Here is an 18,091-nt window from a genome sequence, read left to right as displayed (position 1 = left end):
AACTAATCTCCTATAAATTTATCAAAATAACTTAAAGTTTCTTGCTCGGAATCACTATTTAAAACCTTATTTGCCAACTCTTCTAACTCCATTATTGTATACTTTTTAAGCAAATATTTAATTCTAAGTGTAGCACCAGGAATCATACTCAAAGACCTAAATCCAAGACCTACAAGAATTAAAGCTCCAGCATCATCTCCTCCAAGTTCACCACAAACAGACACATCAATTCCAGAACTAACTCCATCATCAAGAACCTTTTTGATTAATTTCAACACAGCAGGATTATACTTATCATATAAATTTGATATTTTTTGATTCCCGCGATCAACAGCTAAAACATATTGGGTTAAATCGTTAGTCCCTATACTAAAAAATTTTAATTTATTGGCAAGTTTAGAGGAAATTAAAGCTGCAGAAGGAACTTCTATCATGCACCCCACTTCCAAATTTTCATCAAAAGGCAAGCCTCTAGACTTTAAGTTGATTTTTGCATTATTCACAAAATACTCTATTGTTTCAATCTCTTCATATCTGGTAAGCATAGGCACCATTACCCTTATCTTCCCATAATGACTGGCCCTAAAAATTGCATTAAACTGCGCCTGGATCAATTCCTCATATTCCTTGTACATCCTAAGCGCCCTAAAGCCCAAAAAGGGATTTTCCTCTTTCTTAAAATTAAGATAGGGAATTTCTTTATCCCCGCCAACATCAAGAGTTCGAATCGTAACAACCCCCTTTTTTTCCATTGTTTCTATAACTCTCTTATAAGTTTCAAACTGATCATCTTCTGTTGGGGGCTGTAAAGATTTCATATATAAGAATTCTGTTCTAAAAAGGCCTATCCCCTCAACACCATATTTATTAACATAGGTAATATCAATAGGCGTTCCAATATTTGCCTTTAAAAACACCTTTACTCCATCTTTTGTTTCAGCATCTTTATCTTTTAAAGAAAAAAGCTCTTTTTCCATCTCTACTTGACGCAAAATCTTACCCTCATAAAGATCAAGCTCAACAGAAGAGGGATTTTTAATAACAATAGAAGATATTGCATCAATTACTATTTGATCACCATCCTTTAACGCATCAATATCTAGCAAAGTCATAACAAGCGCTGGAAGCCCCATTGTTCTTGCTAAAATAGCAGCATGAGAAGTTTCTCCTCCAACCGCAGTTAAAAACCCTTTAACATAATTTAAGTCAAATTGCATGGTATCAGATGGGGTTAATTCCTCGGTAACAAGAATAATATCTTTATTAATCTCAGAAAAATCAGTTACTTGGCCCAAAATTATAGAAATTAATCTATTTCTAATGTCCTTATAATCAGACGCCCTTTCTTTTAAATAAGGATCTTTATAGTTTTCTACACTTTTAACCAAATTTTCAAACGCTAAATAAATAGAATAAGCGGCGCTATAATTTTCCTTTGTAATAAACTCAACAACAAGCTCAGAAAGCTCATCGTCTTCAACGATCAACACCTGACCTTCAAAAATACCCTTTTTATCATCTCCAAATTGCAATACAGCTTTTCTCTCAAGATCCTTAAGCGCTCCAATTGCTTTTGACTTCGCTTTATTGAATTTTGATATTTCGCTATCAACTTGAGAAAAGTCTATTTTTTCCCTGCTTATAATTTTATCAAAATTTTTTCTAATACAAAGAACTTCTCCAATGCCTATCCCTTTGGATATTCTTTTGCCCGATAAAGTCATAACTTAAATCCCTCTAAAATTCATTCCTTAAAAGATTCGACAAGCTCTGCAAGCTCTGAAGCAGCGATCTCCTCATCCTCACCCTCAGCACATATCAAAAGCCTTTTACCTGCTGATAATTCTAAAGTTTGAAGCCTGAACAAACTTTTACCGCTAACAGACTTTCCATCAGATTCTATTGTTATCTCACTAGAATATTCTTTAGCTTTTTTTACAAAAGTTGATGCAGGCCTAACATGTAAACCATTTACAGCCTTAATAATTGCTTCTTTTTTTACCATAAGTACAGAAACCCCTCATTATGAATATTATTTTTTGATTAACTTTTTACATTATAATACATAAAAATAAATTATATATTCCCTTTATATAAGAAATATAGCATAATAAACATAGTAATTAAACTTATTCGAATAATTAAAAATTAAAATTCATTAATATGTCTAAATAAAAATTCTTTATTAGCTTTAAATTTCTCTCTCCTATATTGAAATTTTTAGAATCTCTTATATTTTTATCCAACATTTTAAGAGAATTTTCTATCTCAGAAAATGAAAGCGGCAAAGATTTGTTTAAAAGCAAAACCTGAAAATCCTTTATGACTATCACCTTGTCATCATAAAATATTTTTAACAAAAAATCATTTATAATGTCTCTTTTTATATTTAAAAGAATGCATATAAAAATAATGTCCGCTTCTTCTAAAATATCAAAAGACAAGGTATTGAAAAATATCTTATGATAAAAACTTCTGTTCCATAAATTCATCATTGGAAATTTAAATTTAGTAACAAGAATAGTGCTTCTATTTGCAATATACTCAGCTCTATTCAAATTATAAGCACTAAAAACATAAGTTTTTTTGGTTAAAATATTTTTAAACTCAATTTGAGCATCAAGACTTATCAACAAAGGATAAATATCAAAAACGGTGTTTTTATAATAAAACCCATTTGCAAGGTTAATGCTATTTAAATATATTTTATCATTAAATTTTGAAATAAATTCATAAAACAGACTTGGAATATTTTTCTTACCAATCTGAAGTATCTCGTTGTAAGTAACACACGGCCCCATCTCAAGAAAATTACCCCTTAAAGATACCTTATTAAATTTTTCAAAATTACCAACAATAAAAAAATTATCAATAGATGTTTCTCTATTAAACAAATTAGGATTTTTTTTAAAATCTAGCTCATTATAAATGATATAATTATTTAAATTTTTGTTAAATAAATTAGATAGTATATTAAAACTTTCAGGATAATAAACCTTAACATTAGCCATTTTTTCTATACAATTCTTCAGCTTTCAAATAAAGAGACAAAAAAGTATTAACATCCATACAATTACATTTTAATGAATTTCTATAGCATAAAATATCTGATTTACTTACAATCTCGTTTTCCAAAAAATAATAAAACAGCAAAACATTAGATTCAAAACAATTGCTACAAAAATTAAAATCGTCTTCTAATAAAATCTTTTGCATATGCTTATAAAAACTTTTTTTCTCAAGCCCTTCAAGGGTGACTATACTCCGACCATTTAAAATAAAAGCCGGAATTAACTCAGAATAAACAAGTTTGAAATCTAATAAAATTAAAAAAAATCTGTTATTAACAATGTATTCCAAACTATTGCTCTTAGCAAAAAAAATAGAATCCAAAAGATTTCTAGTCCCCAAAGAAAGACTAATCCTTTTTGAAATACTCTCACCATTTAAATTAAAATTAATTAATGTCAATTTTTATACTCCAACTATTTAAAATTTCTTCAAAATCAAGAGGCGTGCTGCTTGCATTAAAATCAAATACTTGAATCATAGCAGTTCGAATTGCAGAAACAGAAACAATAAAAACACTTCTAAAAGAAAACACAAACTCACCGTCTTCAACAAACTCTAAGCTTAAACAATCTTTAATATCGCAACTTACATTAGCGCGGCAAAATACATAATCAACCGCTAATCCAAATATCGTACAAATTCTCTTGTTATTTAACTTAAGCTTGGTAAATTTGCCTTGCTCTACAAAAAAGCTTACATTACTAAAAACAGCACTAAGAGAATAAAATTCAAATTTAAGTTCAACAGAACACCCAAGCATGCAATCATTAACATCGCCAATAGCTATTTTTTCTTTAACAATAACAGGATATTCATTTGCGAAATCTGCATCTATCATAGAAGAAAAATTGTCCTTAATACTTAAAATTGATTTTTCAATCAAATAAGGATCTTTAAAAAGAAGATTATAAAAATTAGCAAAATCCAATACGCTCTCGTCTATCAAAAATTTTATACTACTATAGGTCAAGCCCAATGCTTTAGCCAAACTATTTTTCAAATAGTTGCTTAAATTGTTGTCAATAATACTGTAGGGCAAAAATACACTTAATCCGTCCTTATACAAGAAAGCAACAACATATTGCTCTTCACTTAAAAAATAAGTGTTTGAATTCAAATAAGCAAAACCCACTCCCCTTCGACTAGTATCAAAAATATCATAATCCTTATTAACACTTAAAACAGAAGATTTCTTTATTAAAGAATTTTTTATATCTAAGTTTTTAAAAATTTTTAAAAGGCTACTATAATCACCCTTAATCTGAGTAAGCAAATAACCTATTGGCTCACAAGACATCGACAAAGCAAGATTATAAAAATTAGAGTAAATAAAATTATAAACAGAGGTCTCAAATGCCAAAAGATTGTCATAAAAAAAGATAAAATCACTTTTATTCTCAACAAAAAAAATTTCTAAAAACCCATCAAAAAACAAATTTTTGAAAATATTATTAATAAATTTAAAATAAAATTTGTATAAAAAATTTAAAGGTCTATTTATTATAATTTCTAAAATAATCTTTGAAAGCTTATTGTCTGCCAATAAACAATTAGAAACTGAAAAAGTTAAATTTAAATTATCTAAAATTCCAAAATGTCTTTTATAGTAAACAACATTAACCCTTTTATTAATCTTTTTTGAAATTACAATACCTTGTAAAATTGCATTAAAAGAAATAGGGAAAATAGAGCTAGACCAATAATTATTAAGAGAATTGATTTTTATTTTGTCTTTACTTACACCAAAATTTTCACTAATAAAAAATTTTAAAAAAGAAATATTGTCTACATTAGCATCAATAATTAAATTTTCAGAATCAAAAAATATTTTAACTAAAATAAAGTCGTCTGAAAAACTATTGTAATCACTAAATTCATAACAAGCATTCAAAACATTGTAAGTTCCATATTCTTTCTTTGTAAATCCAGAAGAATAACTATTGTCCACATTACCAGCTCTTAAATTAAAAAGAACACTTTTTTCTGCTTTTAACAAATAATCCAAATTGTCTGAATATAAAACCAAAGGAATTTGACCTTTAAAGCTTATTTTATTATCAAAAAGCTTTAAATTAAATTCATTAGAATCAACAAAATCTCTAAACTTTAAAGTTATATTATCTTTATAACTGATACTAAAAATTGAACTTACACATTCATCTACAAAGCTAAAATCTTCAATAAAAGAATCTTTAACATTGCAGCAAACTGGCAAAGCCCAAAATTCATGCATATCCACATTTGCCAAACTTCCAAACTCCACTAAACAAAAAAATTAAATTAATAAAAACTTAACATTGCATAAATAAAAAGGATTAAAAAATAAAATTCCAGAAACCGCTGCCCTTACCAACATATGCAACAATCTTAAAAACAACTTAATAAAAAATCCACTTAAAACTAATTTGAAATCAGCACTATTTGTCAATAAAAATAGCCCCGACGTTTATTTATCATTTTTGATAAATAAACAAATTATGATAACATTATAAATTATAGATGTTTTCTAAATAAAAACAAGGATCTTATGAATAAAACAAAAAATCAAAGCTTTAAGTATTTTCTAATCCTTTCATGTATGTCATTATTTGGAGCTAATAATACAATAAGCTACTCCAGCATTGAAATTCCCTTAGAAGACTTAAGCGAAGAATTTAAAAGTGCTGAGAATAAAAGCAATCAAATAAATGCCTCAAAACATTCAAACAAAAACATAGTTTCTTATAAAGACCCCAAAAAGGGTAAAGATCTGAAATTACCAGAAAATATAAGAGACAAAAAACTGCCCAAAAAAAGAATGAACGAAAATGATCTAAAATCTGTAATTGAAAATTATGAAAATAAAATTAAAAATATAGAAAGGCTTTTAAAAACCAAAAATCACAAAGCATCGGAAAATGAAAATAAAAAAATAGAATCAATCGAAAAAAAAACAAAAAAATATGAAATTTTAACCAATAAATTAAAAAACGAAATCGTAGAAATAAAAAAGCTCCTTAATAAAAAATCCAGGCCCAAAGAAGATGAAAATTACGAAAAAATAGATATGGAAAACATTGAAGATGAAGATGATGAAGATGATTTTGAAGAAAATTATGAATATAATGATGAAATTGAAGAAGCAAATGAGGATAATTACCCCTCTAATGAAGGAATAATAAACAATCTAAAAGAAAATCTTAATGAGAATGAAAAATATTATGCTATTAATGAAAAAAAAATAGATGAACTTGAAGACAGAATCAACGAAAATGAAAATACTATTTTAGACTTGCAAAGAGAACTAAGAAATTTTAAAAAAAAAGATAACTCAGATAAAAACTTAGAAGAAATTGAGGAAAGCTTATCTTCAATAGGAAAAATAATCAATGATCTAAAAAGAAAAATCAGCGCAAATGAAGCAATAAACAAAGAAAATCAAAAAAAAATAAGAACCGATAAACACAAACTCAAAGAATTAGAAGATAAAATAAGGGAAAATGAAGAGACTATTTTAAAACTTCAAAAAGAATTAAACAATTTTAAAAAAAAAGAAATTTCTCAAAAACCTTTAAACGAAGAAATTTTCACTCCAAGTATTTCAAACAAAAATGACGATTTAGAAGAAAATAAGAAATTAGAAAAGGAATATTTAAAGCCCATAGAAAAAAATGAAAACCAAGATCTAGAAGAAAATACTAAAAGCACTCCAAAAACAACTATGATCAAAGCAGCGGATTTTCAAATCTACCCTGACATATATCTTAATAACTATAAATTTAAAGAAAAAGGGAATCAATTTGCATTTAAAAAAGAAAACACATACTATATTGAAATAGATCCAACTAATAATTTAGATGAAGCTTTAAAAAATCATGAAATAATCTCAAAATATAAATTTGAAAAATATTTCATTAACCCTACTCTAAAAAATAAAGAAGAATTTTTTAGAAACTTAATAGAGGTCAAAAATATCCACGAACTAGGAATTATGTATAAAAATTTAAAGCCTGAATTTAAGCAAATAAAAATAATTAAATAAAAATAAACACTTTTAAATCAAACTAATCTAAATAACTTTTTATGTCCTCAAAAGACATAATTTTTATATTTAAACTCAAAGCTTTTTTAAGCTTTGATCCAGCTTTTTCTCCTACAATAAGAAAATCTAAACTCCTAGTCACACAAGTGTTAAAAATTGCTCCTTTATTTTTCAGCTTGTCAATAACAATAGACCTGGAATAACCATTAAAAGTTCCAGTAATGCAAAACCTTTTACCGACTAATAATTTATTCTCATCATCAATCGTAATAAGCTCTTCCATTTTAAATTCCAAATTTTCAAAAAATTTAAACTTATTAAGCATTATTGAATCATTAAAAGCTCCAATAATATTTAAAGCAATTTTTTCTCCTATGCCTTTAATTTTCAACAATGTTGAAAAGGCAAGATCTTTATCTTGGCAAAGCTTAAAAAGCTTTGAAAACGAATTTAAATTATTAAGGAATAATAACCTTATTGTGTTTTCTCCTAAATCTTTAATTCCCATGCTAAGAAGCAATTTGCTAAATGGCTTTTTTTTACTAGATTGAATTGAATTTATCAAATTATTTATCTTTCTATCTTTAAACCCTTTAAATTCAAGAAGTTTATAAAAATCAAATGTATAAAGGTCAATTTCTGAAGAAATAAATTTTTTCTCAAAAAGAAAAGAAATTATCTTGTCGGAAAACCCTTCAATATCCATACAATTTTTACTACAAAAATATTTTATCCTCTCGACTGCTATTGAAGGACAATTATTATTTGTACAAAAAAAATGTGCCCCCTCTTTTACTACAACGGTTTTGCAAGCCGGACAATTATTAGGGACTTTGAAAAATCCTGAGGAAAATTTATTTATCACCATTTCAACAGCAGGAATTACATCTCCTCTTCTTGAAACTTTAACAACATCGCCAACATTCAAACCAATAGACACTATATAATCTTGATTGTGTAATGTTGCGCTAGTAATAAAAGCCCCCGAAACAAAAACTTTATCAATATTTGCAACCGGAGTAATTTTACCACTACGTCCAACCTGAACAACAATGCTATTGACCCTACTAACACCTGAAAGCGCTTCAAATTTGTAGGCCATTGCCCATTTAGGATGATGCGTAGTATACCCCAATCTTTCTCTCAAAACAAAATCACTAACCTTAAGAACAACGCCATCTATTTCATATTCAAAAGAATCTCTTTTTTTTGTTATATCTGCTATATAATCTAAAACTTCTCCAATTGAACTTTTTTGATCAAAAAACCTAATCAGAGGATTTACTTTAAACCCCAATTTCTTAAGTCTTGCAGTAGCTAAATCATTGGTTTTAAACTCCATTCCAGCATTCAAAAAATCATAAATGAAAATATTTAAAGGAAAATTAGCAACCTCTCTACTATCAATCCTTCTAAGTATTCCCGAAGCCAAATTTCTAGAATTAGTATAAGGCTTTTCTAAAGATTTATTTATTTTTAAAAAATTTTCTTTAGTAATATAAACCTCACCCCTTAATACTAAATCAACCTTTTCATCAAGAAATAAAGGGATATACCTAATAGTTCTAATGTTTTTAGTAACGTCATTACCAAATTTTCCATTACCCCTAGTAAGAGCTTTTTCAAGAATACCATCCTTATAATAAAGAACAATAGAGCATCCATCAATCTTTGGCTCAACAGAAACATTAAAAGAATTATTAAAATCAATCTTATCTATCCATGATTTTAGCAAATTAAGATCATAAACCTTATCAAGACTTAATATAGGAGCAGAATGTTCAACCTCTTTAAAGTCATTTAAAAGATCGCTGCCAAATTTAAGAGTAGGAGAATCTAAGGTCTTATATTCGGGATACTTATTTTCTAGCTCTTTAAGTCTTAAAATATGCTTATCATATACAAAATCTTCAACACTAGGCAAAGAATCGACATAATACTCTTTATCCCACTTTCTAATCAACTTCTTCAAATCTGCAATTTCTTGCTGTACTTTGATGCTCATAGGGTAAAATTTAACATATTCTTTATTATTTTATCAAACAATCTAACAAGCAAAAACCGACTTTATAATACAAACCATAAAATGTCACCAAAAATACATATTATTTTACTTATGTTCAAATTAAAATAATATTCAAAGAAAAATATCAATCAAAAAGACAATATTATAAAAATGTGAATTATATTTTAATTATCGTTAAAGATATTTTAATATGTTAAAATGGACAAAAGGAGTGCTAGTTTGGAAGAAAGCAAAAAAGCTTTAATAGCTGATGACTCGCTTTTTATGAGAAAAAACCTAATAAAAATCTTAAGTCAATTGGGATTTAAAGAATTTTTAGAAGCCGAAGATGGCATTCAGGCTGTTAAAGAATTTGAAAAACAAAGCAATATTGATTTAATAACACTCGATATCACAATGATGGGAATGGATGGAATCACAGCTCTTGAGAGAATGTATGAAATTAATAAAAAATTGCTTAAAAAAGTTAATATATTAATGGTTACAGCTATTGGAAAGCAAGAATTAATAGAAAAAGCTTTATCTCTTGGAGCTAGAGGATATATTACAAAACCTTTTAAAAAAGACCAAATACTAGAACAAATTAAACTTTTGGATTAGAGGCAATTTTGATAGCAAAAGAAAAAATATACAAACAAACACAAATAAACACTTCAAATCCCCTCTCAATATTGATAATGCTTTATGAGAAAGCAATACAGGATTTAAACGTTGCAAAAGAGCTTATAAAAGATGGAAATTGGCAAAATACAGTTAAAGCTAATGAAAAAATCTTTCATGCACAAGAAATCATTACTGAATTAATGTCAACTTTAAATTTTGAACAAGGTGGAAACATCTCTACAAACTTACTCTCAATATACTTGTTTCTAAATAAAGAGCTAGAAAATGTTCTTTTAAAAAAAGAAATACACAAAATTGACAATGTTATAAAACAATTGCAAATATTAAACTTTACCTGGAAAGAGTTAAGAAAAAAAGAAAATAATGTTACTCACAAGAAATTAGGAATCAATATTGTCAGCTAATGAAATTTTAAAGAAATATTTTAACAATTTGTTATTAGAATTAAAAGAATTGAAATTAATACTAACAATAGAAAATAACGAATTGCAAAGAGAAGAAATAAGAATATTAAACATAACCAATCCTAAAAAAGATTTGATCTTAGAATCAATCAAAAACTATTATAAAACAATAAATGCATGGTTGAAATCTAAAAACCAAAAATTGGATAATTTCGAATACTTGATTAAAGAAATTAATCTACTAAAAGAAGAAATATACATTAAATATCAAATTTGTTGCGAAATCTTACAACAAATTGCAAATGCAAAAAGAAAAATTCAAAAAATTAAAAACCATCACAACCTTGCGATATACAATTCACCTATAATGCTAGATATTAAAATATGAAAGAAATTTACCTAATTGACGCACTAAACATAATATTTAGAAATTATCACGTAATGAAAAATTATCCACTTTTAAACACACAAGGAGAAAATGTAAACGCATTTATTGGCTTTTTTAAAACATTATTTTTCATAATAAAAGAAAAAAATCCTGAACATTTGATTGTAACCTTTGACTCAGAGATACCAACCTTTAGAAAACAAAAATATCCAAGCTACAAAGCAACAAGAGATTCGCCTCCAGATGATTTAATACCTCAAATCGGATGGATAAAAGAAGGCCTTTTAAAGGCAAAAATACCAATATTTGAGATCGAAGGCTACGAAGCTGACGATCTTTTAGCTAGTTTTGCTAAAAAGGCTGCAAAGAATAACTATTTAACTTACATTATTTCTCCTGACAAAGACTTACTGCAAACAATGTCAGAGTATATAAAAATACTTAAAATTGAAAACAACAGCTTTATTGAAATGGATAATGAATACGTAATAAAAAAATTTGGAGTAAATAGCTTTCAAATACAAGATTATTTAGCTATTGTTGGAGACAGATCTGATAATATTCCTGGAATAAAAGGCATTGGCCCAAAAGGAGCAGCAAATTTATTAAAAGAATTTAAAACCTTAGGCGGGATATATTCAAATTTAGAACTAATAAATAAAAACCACCGAGAACTTTTAATCAAAGAAAAAGAAAATGCTTTTTTAAGCTACGAACTTGTAAGTCTTGAAGAAAATTTAACAATTCCAGAAATTGAAAATTTCGCCTTAAAAAATTTTAGCGAAGAGATAATATCTTTGTTTGAAAAGCACTCAGCAATTGCTTTAATAAAAACTTATAAAAAGGACATCTTAAAACAAGAAAAAGAAAATGCAGACCAAAAAAGCCTATTTAAACAAGAACCTAATACTAACAACTTAGATGGCATAAATACAATTGACACAGAAAATGTTAAATACCGCGCAATAACAACAAAAATAGAGCTTGACGATTTAATGGAAACCCTTAAAAAGGCTAAATGCATATCAGTAGACACAGAAACATCTTCGCTTGACACTTACACAGCAAAATTAATTGGGATTTCCATTTCATTTAAAGAATTTGAAGGTTACTATATTCCAATCGAAGCCAAAGGAAAAAATTACATAGAAAAAAATTACATAATACAAAAATTTAACAATCTTTTTAAGTCAAATCCAAAAATAATTGGTCAAAATTATAAATTTGACTATAAAATACTTAAAAATAATGGATTTAGCCCTATAGCACCTTATTTTGATACAATGATTGCCGCATACCTTATCGACACAAACTCAAAAGTATCGCTTGATTTTCTTGCAGAAAAATATTTAATGCATAAAAATATTAAATATGAAGATGTGATTCAAAAAAATGATAACTTCGCAAATATATCTTTAGAAATGGCAACAAGCTATTCATCTGAAGATGCTGATATTACATTTAGATTATTTAATATATTTACCAAAAAATTAAAAGAAGACAAACTAGACAAGTTAATGCACGAAGTAGAAATGCCTTTTAACAAGGTAATTATAGAAATGGAAGAAAATGGCATTTACCTTGACAAAGAATATTTAAAAGAATATGGAAAAGAACTTGGAAAAGAATTAGAGCTAATCGAAAACGAAATAATAAAAAGCATAGGAATTGATTTTAATCTAAATTCTCCAAAACAAATGCATGAAATTTTATTTGAAAAATTAAATCTAAAATTGCCAGAAAAAATGAAAAAAGATTCAACTGATATAAAAGTACTTGAATCTCTTAGAGGACAGCATGAATCAATTGAAAATCTAATAAAATACAGACAAATTGCAAAATTGAAGAGTACTTACACAGATAATTTGATAGAACTAATAAACTATAAAACAAATAGACTACACACAAGCTTCATACAAACAAAAACAGCAACTGGTAGAATCACTAGCATAAACCCCAACTTGCAAAACATACCAATAAAAGATGAAAAAGGGCGAAAAATAAGAAAAGCATTTAAACCAGAAAATGGAAATATTTTCATTTCAGCTGATTATTCTCAAATTGAGCTTGCTATACTTGCTCATTTATCACAAGATGAAGTCCTTATTAAAGCATTTGAAAACAATAAAGACATTCACACAGAAACTGCTTCTAAGCTTTTCAAAATAGAGGAAAAAGAAATTACTCCTAACTTGAGAAGAATAGCAAAATCTATTAATTTTGGAATAATTTATAGAATGTCAGATTTTAGACTTGCAAAAGAACTGGGAATTACAAAAGAAAAGGCAAAAGGATTTATAAACTCTTACTTTGACTCTTATCCAAAAATCAAAGAGTTTATAATAAATCAAATAAACTTTGTAAGAAATGCTGGATATAGCGAAACCATCTTAAAAAGAAGAAGATATATAAAAGAAATTAATAGCAATAATTATCTAGAAAGATCTGCCGCTGAAAGAATAGCAATAAATAGCACAATTCAGGGAAGTGCCGCTGACATCATGAAAATTGCAATGGTCAAAGTATTTAATGAATTTAAAAGTAAAAAAATGGAATCAAAAATATTGCTACAGGTACATGATGAAATGCTAATTGAATCTCCTATTGAAGAAAAAAATGAAGTGAAGAAAATATTAAAAATTATGATGGAAACCGCTTACACATTAAATCTGCCCTTAAGAGCAAATATTGAAACAGGTAAATCGTGGGGAGAAATCCATTAATAATTGGAATAACAGGAAGAATTGCATCTGGCAAAGATACTGCTTCAAAAATAATTGGCAATAAATATGGATTTTACGAAATAAATGCAGATAAGCTTGGACATTTGGTATTACATGAAAAAAAAGAAGAAATAGTTGAAATATTTGGTCAAAAAATATTAAATACTAAAAATGAAATAGACAAACTTATACTAAGAAATCTTGTATTTAATGACAATAAAGAATTAAAAAAACTTGAAAGCATATCACACCCAATCATACTCAGAAAAATAAAAAAAATTTTAATCCAAAACCAATCTACAAAAATAATAATTAATGCTGCTTTACTTTTTAAAATAAATTTAGAAAAACTTTGTGACTATATAATTGTGCTTAAGACAAAGAATTCTATAATAAAAAATAGATTATCATATTCTATGCCAAACATTGACTCAAATATAATCAATAAAATGCTCAAAATCCAAAAAGATATTTTTTTTAAAAAAAATATTATAAACTTAAAAATAATCAATATAATTAATAACAAGAACTATGCATATCTAGAAAAAGAAATTGAAAAAAAAATGCAGGAGATAATGAACTATGAAAGATTTGAATGAAAACAATGATAATAATAAAGGATTTTTTGTAGCATTAACCTCGATTGCAACAGTTTGTATCATAATATTTCTTGGGACAATTATTTTTTTTCCAAACAAAAATTTGGCCTCAGACATTGCAGAAAAAAATATTATTTTAGAAGAAGAGAAAGATCAAAACACCTTAGAAAACGTTGACCAAAATGAAAAATCTTTAAAGGTATCTGAAACTCAAAATGAAATAATCATAGATTTAACACAAGATTTAAATAAAGAAAAAACCCCTGCAAACAAAACAACTAGTACTTCTCAGAAATCAAAAACTATTAAAAAGCCTCAATCCACAACTCAAAAAATACCTAATACTTCTCAGAAATCAAAAACTATTGAAAAACCTCAATCCACAACTCAAAAAATACCTAATACTTCTCAGAAATCAAAACCTATTGAAAAACCTCAATCCATAGCCCAAAAACCTTTAAATATTGATAACATATATGATCCTAATACAGAATATTACATACAATTTGTATCACTCTCAGACCCAATCAATGCAGACAACTATATTCAAAAATTACTTAAATATAATATAGTTGCTAAAATATATTCTGCAACAGTAGATAACAAAGATATTTACAGAGTAAGATCTGGTCCTTATAAAACAAAATCAGAAGCAAAAGCGGAATTCAAAAAAATAGCAGGAATAGGCGAATTTAAAGAAACTTATATATTACCCGTTAACAAATAGACTATAATTATTAATATATTTTTGATATTTTTCTAAATATTCTTCATGAATCTCAATAATGGGCGAAACAACATGCTTAATCTTTGTAAGTTTTAAAAAAGAATCATTTAAGCTACCAAATTCTCTTAAAGAATAAAATGCTTGAATTGCTCCCCCAATAATCTCTGAATGCTTGAAATCAAAAATCTTTAAATCTTTGCCAAGAATATTTGCTTTTATTTGATTTAAAAGCAAATTATCAGAATTAGATCCACTAACAAAAATACTCAAAATTTCTTTTTTACGGTCTTTTAGCTCTACCAATCTATTGTAAAAAGCAAAACATACAAACTCAAGCATTGATAAACCAATCTCTAATGGATTTTTAATACTACCAAAAATTCCTTTACTTAAATCTTTATAAAGACAAGAATCCAAAATAAATAAATCATTAAAAAGTTTAATTTTGCTTGGATAAAAGTATACATTATTTAAAGAGGGACTTTTAACAATCTTTTTTAAGAGTAACTCAAAAGTTAAACTTTTCTTATAAAAACTGTCTTTCAATAATTGAATCAAATATCCAAAAGGAACAATTCTCCCAATAATAAAAAATCCTTCTAAAAAATAAGGATATTCTAGAGAAAATCCTGGTAAATATGTACTTGAAACAAAATTAAACCCCTCACTTGTACCCATTCTATTTGAAACAATTCCTTCCTTAAAAGCGCCGCTCCCCACCAAAACACTCAAATAATCTGATCCCGCATTAATTACACTAATTCCACTATTTAGCCCAAATTCAACCCCGGCTTTATAAGTTACAACACCAACATTTTCTCCCATTTTTATGAACGGAGGAAATTTGTTCTTGTCAAGCCCATATTTTTTTATCTCTATATCATCCCAAATAAAAGGAATATACTCTATGCTCGGAAAGCTTGTAAAAAGCTTTTCTGTAAGCAAATAAATAAAATACTCAAAACAAGAAACAAAATAGCTTATTTTAGAATATGTTCCTCTCTCAACCGTACTAAGCACATAGGGTAAAAATACAGACTTACCTCTATAATAAGGTTTAATTTTAAGGGAATTCCAATGCAAAACTTCTAAAGGAATTAAATTTGAATTTAAAGCAATTAAACATGGTGAAATACCACTAATAGAAATGCAATCTATTTTGTTAGACTTAAAATTGGATATGGCTTTCTTAAAAGAAAAAAGCCATATATTAAAGTCAAAATTTTCGAAATCAACTTCAAAATAATCTGAATAACTAACATCAATATAACTTAAAACACCGCCTTCAGAACTAACTAATGCTGCCTTTAAAACACTGCTGCCAATATCAATACTAAGAGCATTCATAAATTAACCCTTAGTAATCAATTTTTGAATATCATCCTTTCTATCAAGAATTTTTTCTAAACCAACTTTATTATATATTGCAAATATTGCCTCCGCAAAAAGAGGCGCAACATTAGCCTCATGATACCAGGACTTATTTATTAATTCATCATTATGACAAACGGCATTCGTTCCAATTATCTTATAAAAATATCCCTCCTCATAAGCTTTATCAAAATATTTAATAGCGTCTCCATTAAAAAACGGCAAACTAATCCCACATATAATCTTTTTAGCACCCATGCTTTTAAGCAATTTCATTGCCTTAATTAAAGTACTCCCAGTAGCTAACATGTCATCACTCATAAAAACATTCTTACCTTCAACATCGCCTAAAAGCTTGGTTACAGAAATATTTGAATCAGCAACATCATTTGAAACTCTTAAATAATCTCTCTCCTTATAAAGCAAAGCAAGAGGACTCTTAAGGCTTGATGCAAAAAATTTATTTCTACTTACAGCACCCGTATCGGGTGAAACAATAACCAAATTAGAATCTCTAATGTCTATTAAATCCTTAAGAGAATTAAAGATTTCATAAGAAACATTTAAATTCTCAAAATAAACTTTCCTAAATACATTCTCAATGGCCTTTGAGTGAATATCCAAAGTTAAAATATGTCTAATACCCAGCTCTTCTAAAAATCTTCCAATAAGACTTGCTGTTAAACATTCTCTTGAATGCTTTTTGTCTTGCCTTGAATAAGGATAAGACGGAATAATAACACTAACAGAATTGGCCTTGGCCTGCATACAAGCATCTATTGTTGTCATTAAATTCATTATGTGATCATTAACTGTCATAATTATTTTTTCACTATTGCTTATCTCAACTTCATAAGCATTAGCAACATCTTGAACAATAAAAATATCCTTATTCCTGATTGTTTTTAAAATTTCAGTTTTAAATTCACCATTGGCAAATTTAACAAATTTTACAGGAATTTCTAAAGGTTCTTTGCTTTTAAGAGTAGATAAACTAAGCCCTTCTAAAAAAGGAGATAAAACTTTTTCAATCTTAAAAATTTCTTCCTTTAAGGCCTTAGAATCTTGGCATATACTTTCTACAATTTCATTTTCAATATTTATAAATATTTTGTCAAGCTCTTCTATTATTTTGCTAGCAAAAACCCTACCTCCAGGACAAGCAATAATTCCTATTGATTTTTTTTTAAGTAAATTCACCCAGTTCCTCGTTCTTTTTTAAAAATCTTAACAATCTTAATTTAATAATTACTAAAACTTATACACACAAAAATAACTAAAATTTTTTAAAGTAAAGTCATTAAAATATTTTAGCTTTAATAATAAAAATTAAAATTAAAAAATTCTATTAATAACAAAAACAAATATTATACATAATCATAAAAACAAAATTAACTAAACTACACAATTCCAAATTCAAAACCTATTCCAAACTTGAAATCAGAAAATTTAGGGTTTTTAATATTCCAAACATAATAACCTTCAAGAATTACAAAAGAAAATGAAAGCCTAGCACCAATATCCCAGCCCATTGTTCCTAGTTCTGCTAAAACAGAGTCTGCAGAAGAAGTCACTATATTAACTTTAGGACCTGTGAAAAACGCTAAAGCTAAAACAAAAAAATCTAATTTGGTATAAAATCTTGGCGTTATTGCCATAATAAACGAGAAATTTTCATTTGCAGTTCCATCTGAACGCTTTATTGCTTTAAGAAGATTCATGTCAAACAAAAGCTCAAATCCAATAGAAACAAAATCATCAAATTTAGCACCAAATTGAGCGTAAGATCCATATTTTATTCCAGCTTTAGCAATATTGGCTAAATCAGAAAAATTTTGGACTATCTCTTCTTTTTCTATTGGGGATAAATTTGAAGGCAAATTTTGCTTAAGCTTTGCATTAATCTCTAAAGCCTCATTGTAAAAGCTTGAAAAGGGACTAACAGGAAAAGCAACCCCACCACCAAAATTGAATTCAAAATTAGTATCTGTAAAACCATTGACCACAAAAGTACCAAACAAACATAAAATTAAAACTTTAAACCTAATCATATACAAACTCTCCTACAAAAATTTATGAAAGATAAAACAGGGTTTATATTGCATACCTTAATTATATAATAATTAACATAAAGAT

At 27.2% G+C, this 18,091-nt stretch carries 16 protein-coding genes; 7 read left to right on the top strand and 9 right to left on the bottom strand.

Features of this window, described 5'->3' with window-relative positions; all coding sequences use genetic code 11:
• Positions 1-2: 2 nt before the first annotated feature.
• The 5 genes from ptsP to HNP67_RS00670 form a co-directional block, all read right to left on the bottom strand.
• Positions 3-1,724 (bottom strand): phosphoenolpyruvate--protein phosphotransferase, encoded by a 1,722-nt coding sequence (ptsP, locus tag HNP67_RS00690; protein ID WP_184124064.1) that lies wholly within the window; start codon positions 1,722-1,724, stop codon positions 3-5.
• 20 nt (positions 1,725-1,744) lie between these two features.
• Positions 1,745-2,005 (bottom strand): HPr family phosphocarrier protein, encoded by a 261-nt coding sequence (locus tag HNP67_RS00685; RefSeq protein ID WP_184124063.1) that lies wholly within the window; start codon positions 2,003-2,005, stop codon positions 1,745-1,747.
• A gap of 136 nt (positions 2,006-2,141) precedes the next feature.
• Complete coding sequence (locus tag HNP67_RS00680; protein ID WP_184124061.1) at positions 2,142-3,011, bottom strand: FAD binding domain-containing protein; 870 nt, start codon at positions 3,009-3,011, stop codon at positions 2,142-2,144.
• On the bottom strand, positions 3,004-3,471 hold the full coding sequence (locus HNP67_RS00675; RefSeq protein WP_184124059.1) for a hypothetical protein: 468 nt from the start codon (positions 3,469-3,471) through the stop codon (positions 3,004-3,006). Before HNP67_RS00675 ends, HNP67_RS00680 begins: the two co-directional genes overlap by 8 nt.
• Positions 3,458-5,320, bottom strand: coding sequence for a hypothetical protein (locus HNP67_RS00670; protein WP_184124057.1), 1,863 nt, complete (start codon positions 5,318-5,320; stop codon positions 3,458-3,460). Before HNP67_RS00670 ends, HNP67_RS00675 begins: the two co-directional genes overlap by 14 nt.
• Positions 5,321-5,599: 279 nt before the next feature.
• Between HNP67_RS00670 and HNP67_RS00665 the strand changes: the two genes are divergently transcribed.
• Complete coding sequence (locus HNP67_RS00665) at positions 5,600-7,093, top strand: coiled-coil domain-containing protein (protein WP_184124055.1); 1,494 nt, start codon at positions 5,600-5,602, stop codon at positions 7,091-7,093.
• Positions 7,094-7,115: 22 nt separating this feature from the next.
• Here the strand turns inward: HNP67_RS00665 and ligA are convergent, their stop codons facing one another.
• A complete protein-coding gene (ligA, locus tag HNP67_RS00660) occupies positions 7,116-9,098 on the bottom strand; it encodes an NAD-dependent DNA ligase LigA (protein WP_184124053.1) in 1,983 nt (660 codons plus the stop codon).
• A 240-nt stretch (positions 9,099-9,338) separates the two neighbouring features.
• Here ligA and HNP67_RS00655 point away from each other — a divergent pair, with 240 nt between their 5' ends.
• From HNP67_RS00655 to HNP67_RS00630, 6 genes are read left to right on the top strand one after another with little or no spacing between them, the layout of a single operon-like run.
• The gene (locus tag HNP67_RS00655) at positions 9,339-9,719 is read left to right on the top strand and encodes a response regulator (RefSeq protein WP_184124535.1); all 381 of its coding nucleotides are present in this window, start codon (positions 9,339-9,341) and stop codon (positions 9,717-9,719) included.
• A gap of 8 nt (positions 9,720-9,727) precedes the next feature.
• Complete coding sequence (locus HNP67_RS00650) at positions 9,728-10,147, top strand: flagellar export chaperone FliS (RefSeq protein WP_184124051.1); 420 nt, start codon at positions 9,728-9,730, stop codon at positions 10,145-10,147.
• The gene (locus HNP67_RS00645; RefSeq protein ID WP_184124049.1) at positions 10,137-10,535 is read left to right on the top strand and encodes a hypothetical protein; all 399 of its coding nucleotides are present in this window, start codon (positions 10,137-10,139) and stop codon (positions 10,533-10,535) included. Before HNP67_RS00650 ends, HNP67_RS00645 begins: the two co-directional genes overlap by 11 nt.
• Positions 10,532-13,258, top strand: coding sequence for a DNA polymerase I (gene polA / locus HNP67_RS00640; protein WP_184124047.1), 2,727 nt, complete (start codon positions 10,532-10,534; stop codon positions 13,256-13,258). Before HNP67_RS00645 ends, polA begins: the two co-directional genes overlap by 4 nt.
• Positions 13,240-13,857 (top strand): dephospho-CoA kinase, encoded by a 618-nt coding sequence (gene coaE / locus HNP67_RS00635; protein WP_184124045.1) that lies wholly within the window; start codon positions 13,240-13,242, stop codon positions 13,855-13,857. The genes polA and coaE overlap by 19 nt, the downstream gene beginning before the upstream one ends.
• Positions 13,841-14,584, top strand: a complete 744-nt coding sequence (locus HNP67_RS00630) for an SPOR domain-containing protein (RefSeq protein ID WP_184124043.1) — start codon at positions 13,841-13,843, stop codon at positions 14,582-14,584. Before coaE ends, HNP67_RS00630 begins: the two co-directional genes overlap by 17 nt.
• Here HNP67_RS00630 and HNP67_RS00625 read toward each other — a convergent pair.
• The 3 genes from HNP67_RS00625 to HNP67_RS00615 all read right to left on the bottom strand — a co-directional run bounded on the left by HNP67_RS00625 (position 14,567) and on the right by HNP67_RS00615 (position 18,006).
• The gene (locus tag HNP67_RS00625; protein ID WP_184124041.1) at positions 14,567-15,931 is read right to left on the bottom strand and encodes an FGGY-family carbohydrate kinase; all 1,365 of its coding nucleotides are present in this window, start codon (positions 15,929-15,931) and stop codon (positions 14,567-14,569) included. The two genes, HNP67_RS00630 and HNP67_RS00625, sit on opposite strands and share 18 nt — an antisense overlap.
• A 3-nt stretch (positions 15,932-15,934) precedes the next feature.
• On the bottom strand, positions 15,935-17,155 hold the full coding sequence (prs, locus tag HNP67_RS00620) for a ribose-phosphate diphosphokinase (RefSeq protein ID WP_184124039.1): 1,221 nt from the start codon (positions 17,153-17,155) through the stop codon (positions 15,935-15,937).
• A 200-nt stretch (positions 17,156-17,355) separates the two neighbouring features.
• The gene (locus tag HNP67_RS00615) at positions 17,356-18,006 is read right to left on the bottom strand and encodes a hypothetical protein (protein ID WP_184124037.1); all 651 of its coding nucleotides are present in this window, start codon (positions 18,004-18,006) and stop codon (positions 17,356-17,358) included.
• Positions 18,007-18,091 lie beyond the last annotated feature (85 nt).

Origin of the sequence: Borreliella californiensis, assembly GCF_014205885.1 — a bacterium.
In the GTDB taxonomy this organism is placed as follows: Bacteria; Spirochaetota; Spirochaetia; order Borreliales; family Borreliaceae; genus Borreliella; species Borreliella californiensis.
Note: the sequence above shows the minus strand (reverse complement) of the source record. Positions and strands in the feature narration are given on the sequence as shown.

Excerpts from the sequence above, each read along its gene's own strand:
- ptsP (WP_184124064.1), bottom strand. The coding sequence starts at position 1,724 with ATGACTTTATCGGGCAAAAGAATATCCAAAGGGATAGGCATTGGAGAA.
- HNP67_RS00685 (WP_184124063.1), bottom strand. The coding sequence starts at position 2,005 with ATGGTAAAAAAAGAAGCAATTATTAAGGCTGTAAATGGTTTACATGTT.
- HNP67_RS00680 (WP_184124061.1), bottom strand. The coding sequence starts at position 3,011 with ATGGCTAATGTTAAGGTTTATTATCCTGAAAGTTTTAATATACTATCT.
- HNP67_RS00665 (WP_184124055.1), top strand. The coding sequence starts at position 5,600 with ATGAATAAAACAAAAAATCAAAGCTTTAAGTATTTTCTAATCCTTTCA.
- ligA (WP_184124053.1), bottom strand. The coding sequence starts at position 9,098 with ATGAGCATCAAAGTACAGCAAGAAATTGCAGATTTGAAGAAGTTGATT.
- polA (WP_184124047.1), top strand. The coding sequence starts at position 10,532 with ATGAAAGAAATTTACCTAATTGACGCACTAAACATAATATTTAGAAAT.
- HNP67_RS00630 (WP_184124043.1), top strand. The coding sequence starts at position 13,841 with ATGAAAGATTTGAATGAAAACAATGATAATAATAAAGGATTTTTTGTA.
- HNP67_RS00625 (WP_184124041.1), bottom strand. The coding sequence starts at position 15,931 with ATGAATGCTCTTAGTATTGATATTGGCAGCAGTGTTTTAAAGGCAGCA.
- HNP67_RS00615 (WP_184124037.1), bottom strand. The coding sequence starts at position 18,006 with ATGATTAGGTTTAAAGTTTTAATTTTATGTTTGTTTGGTACTTTTGTG.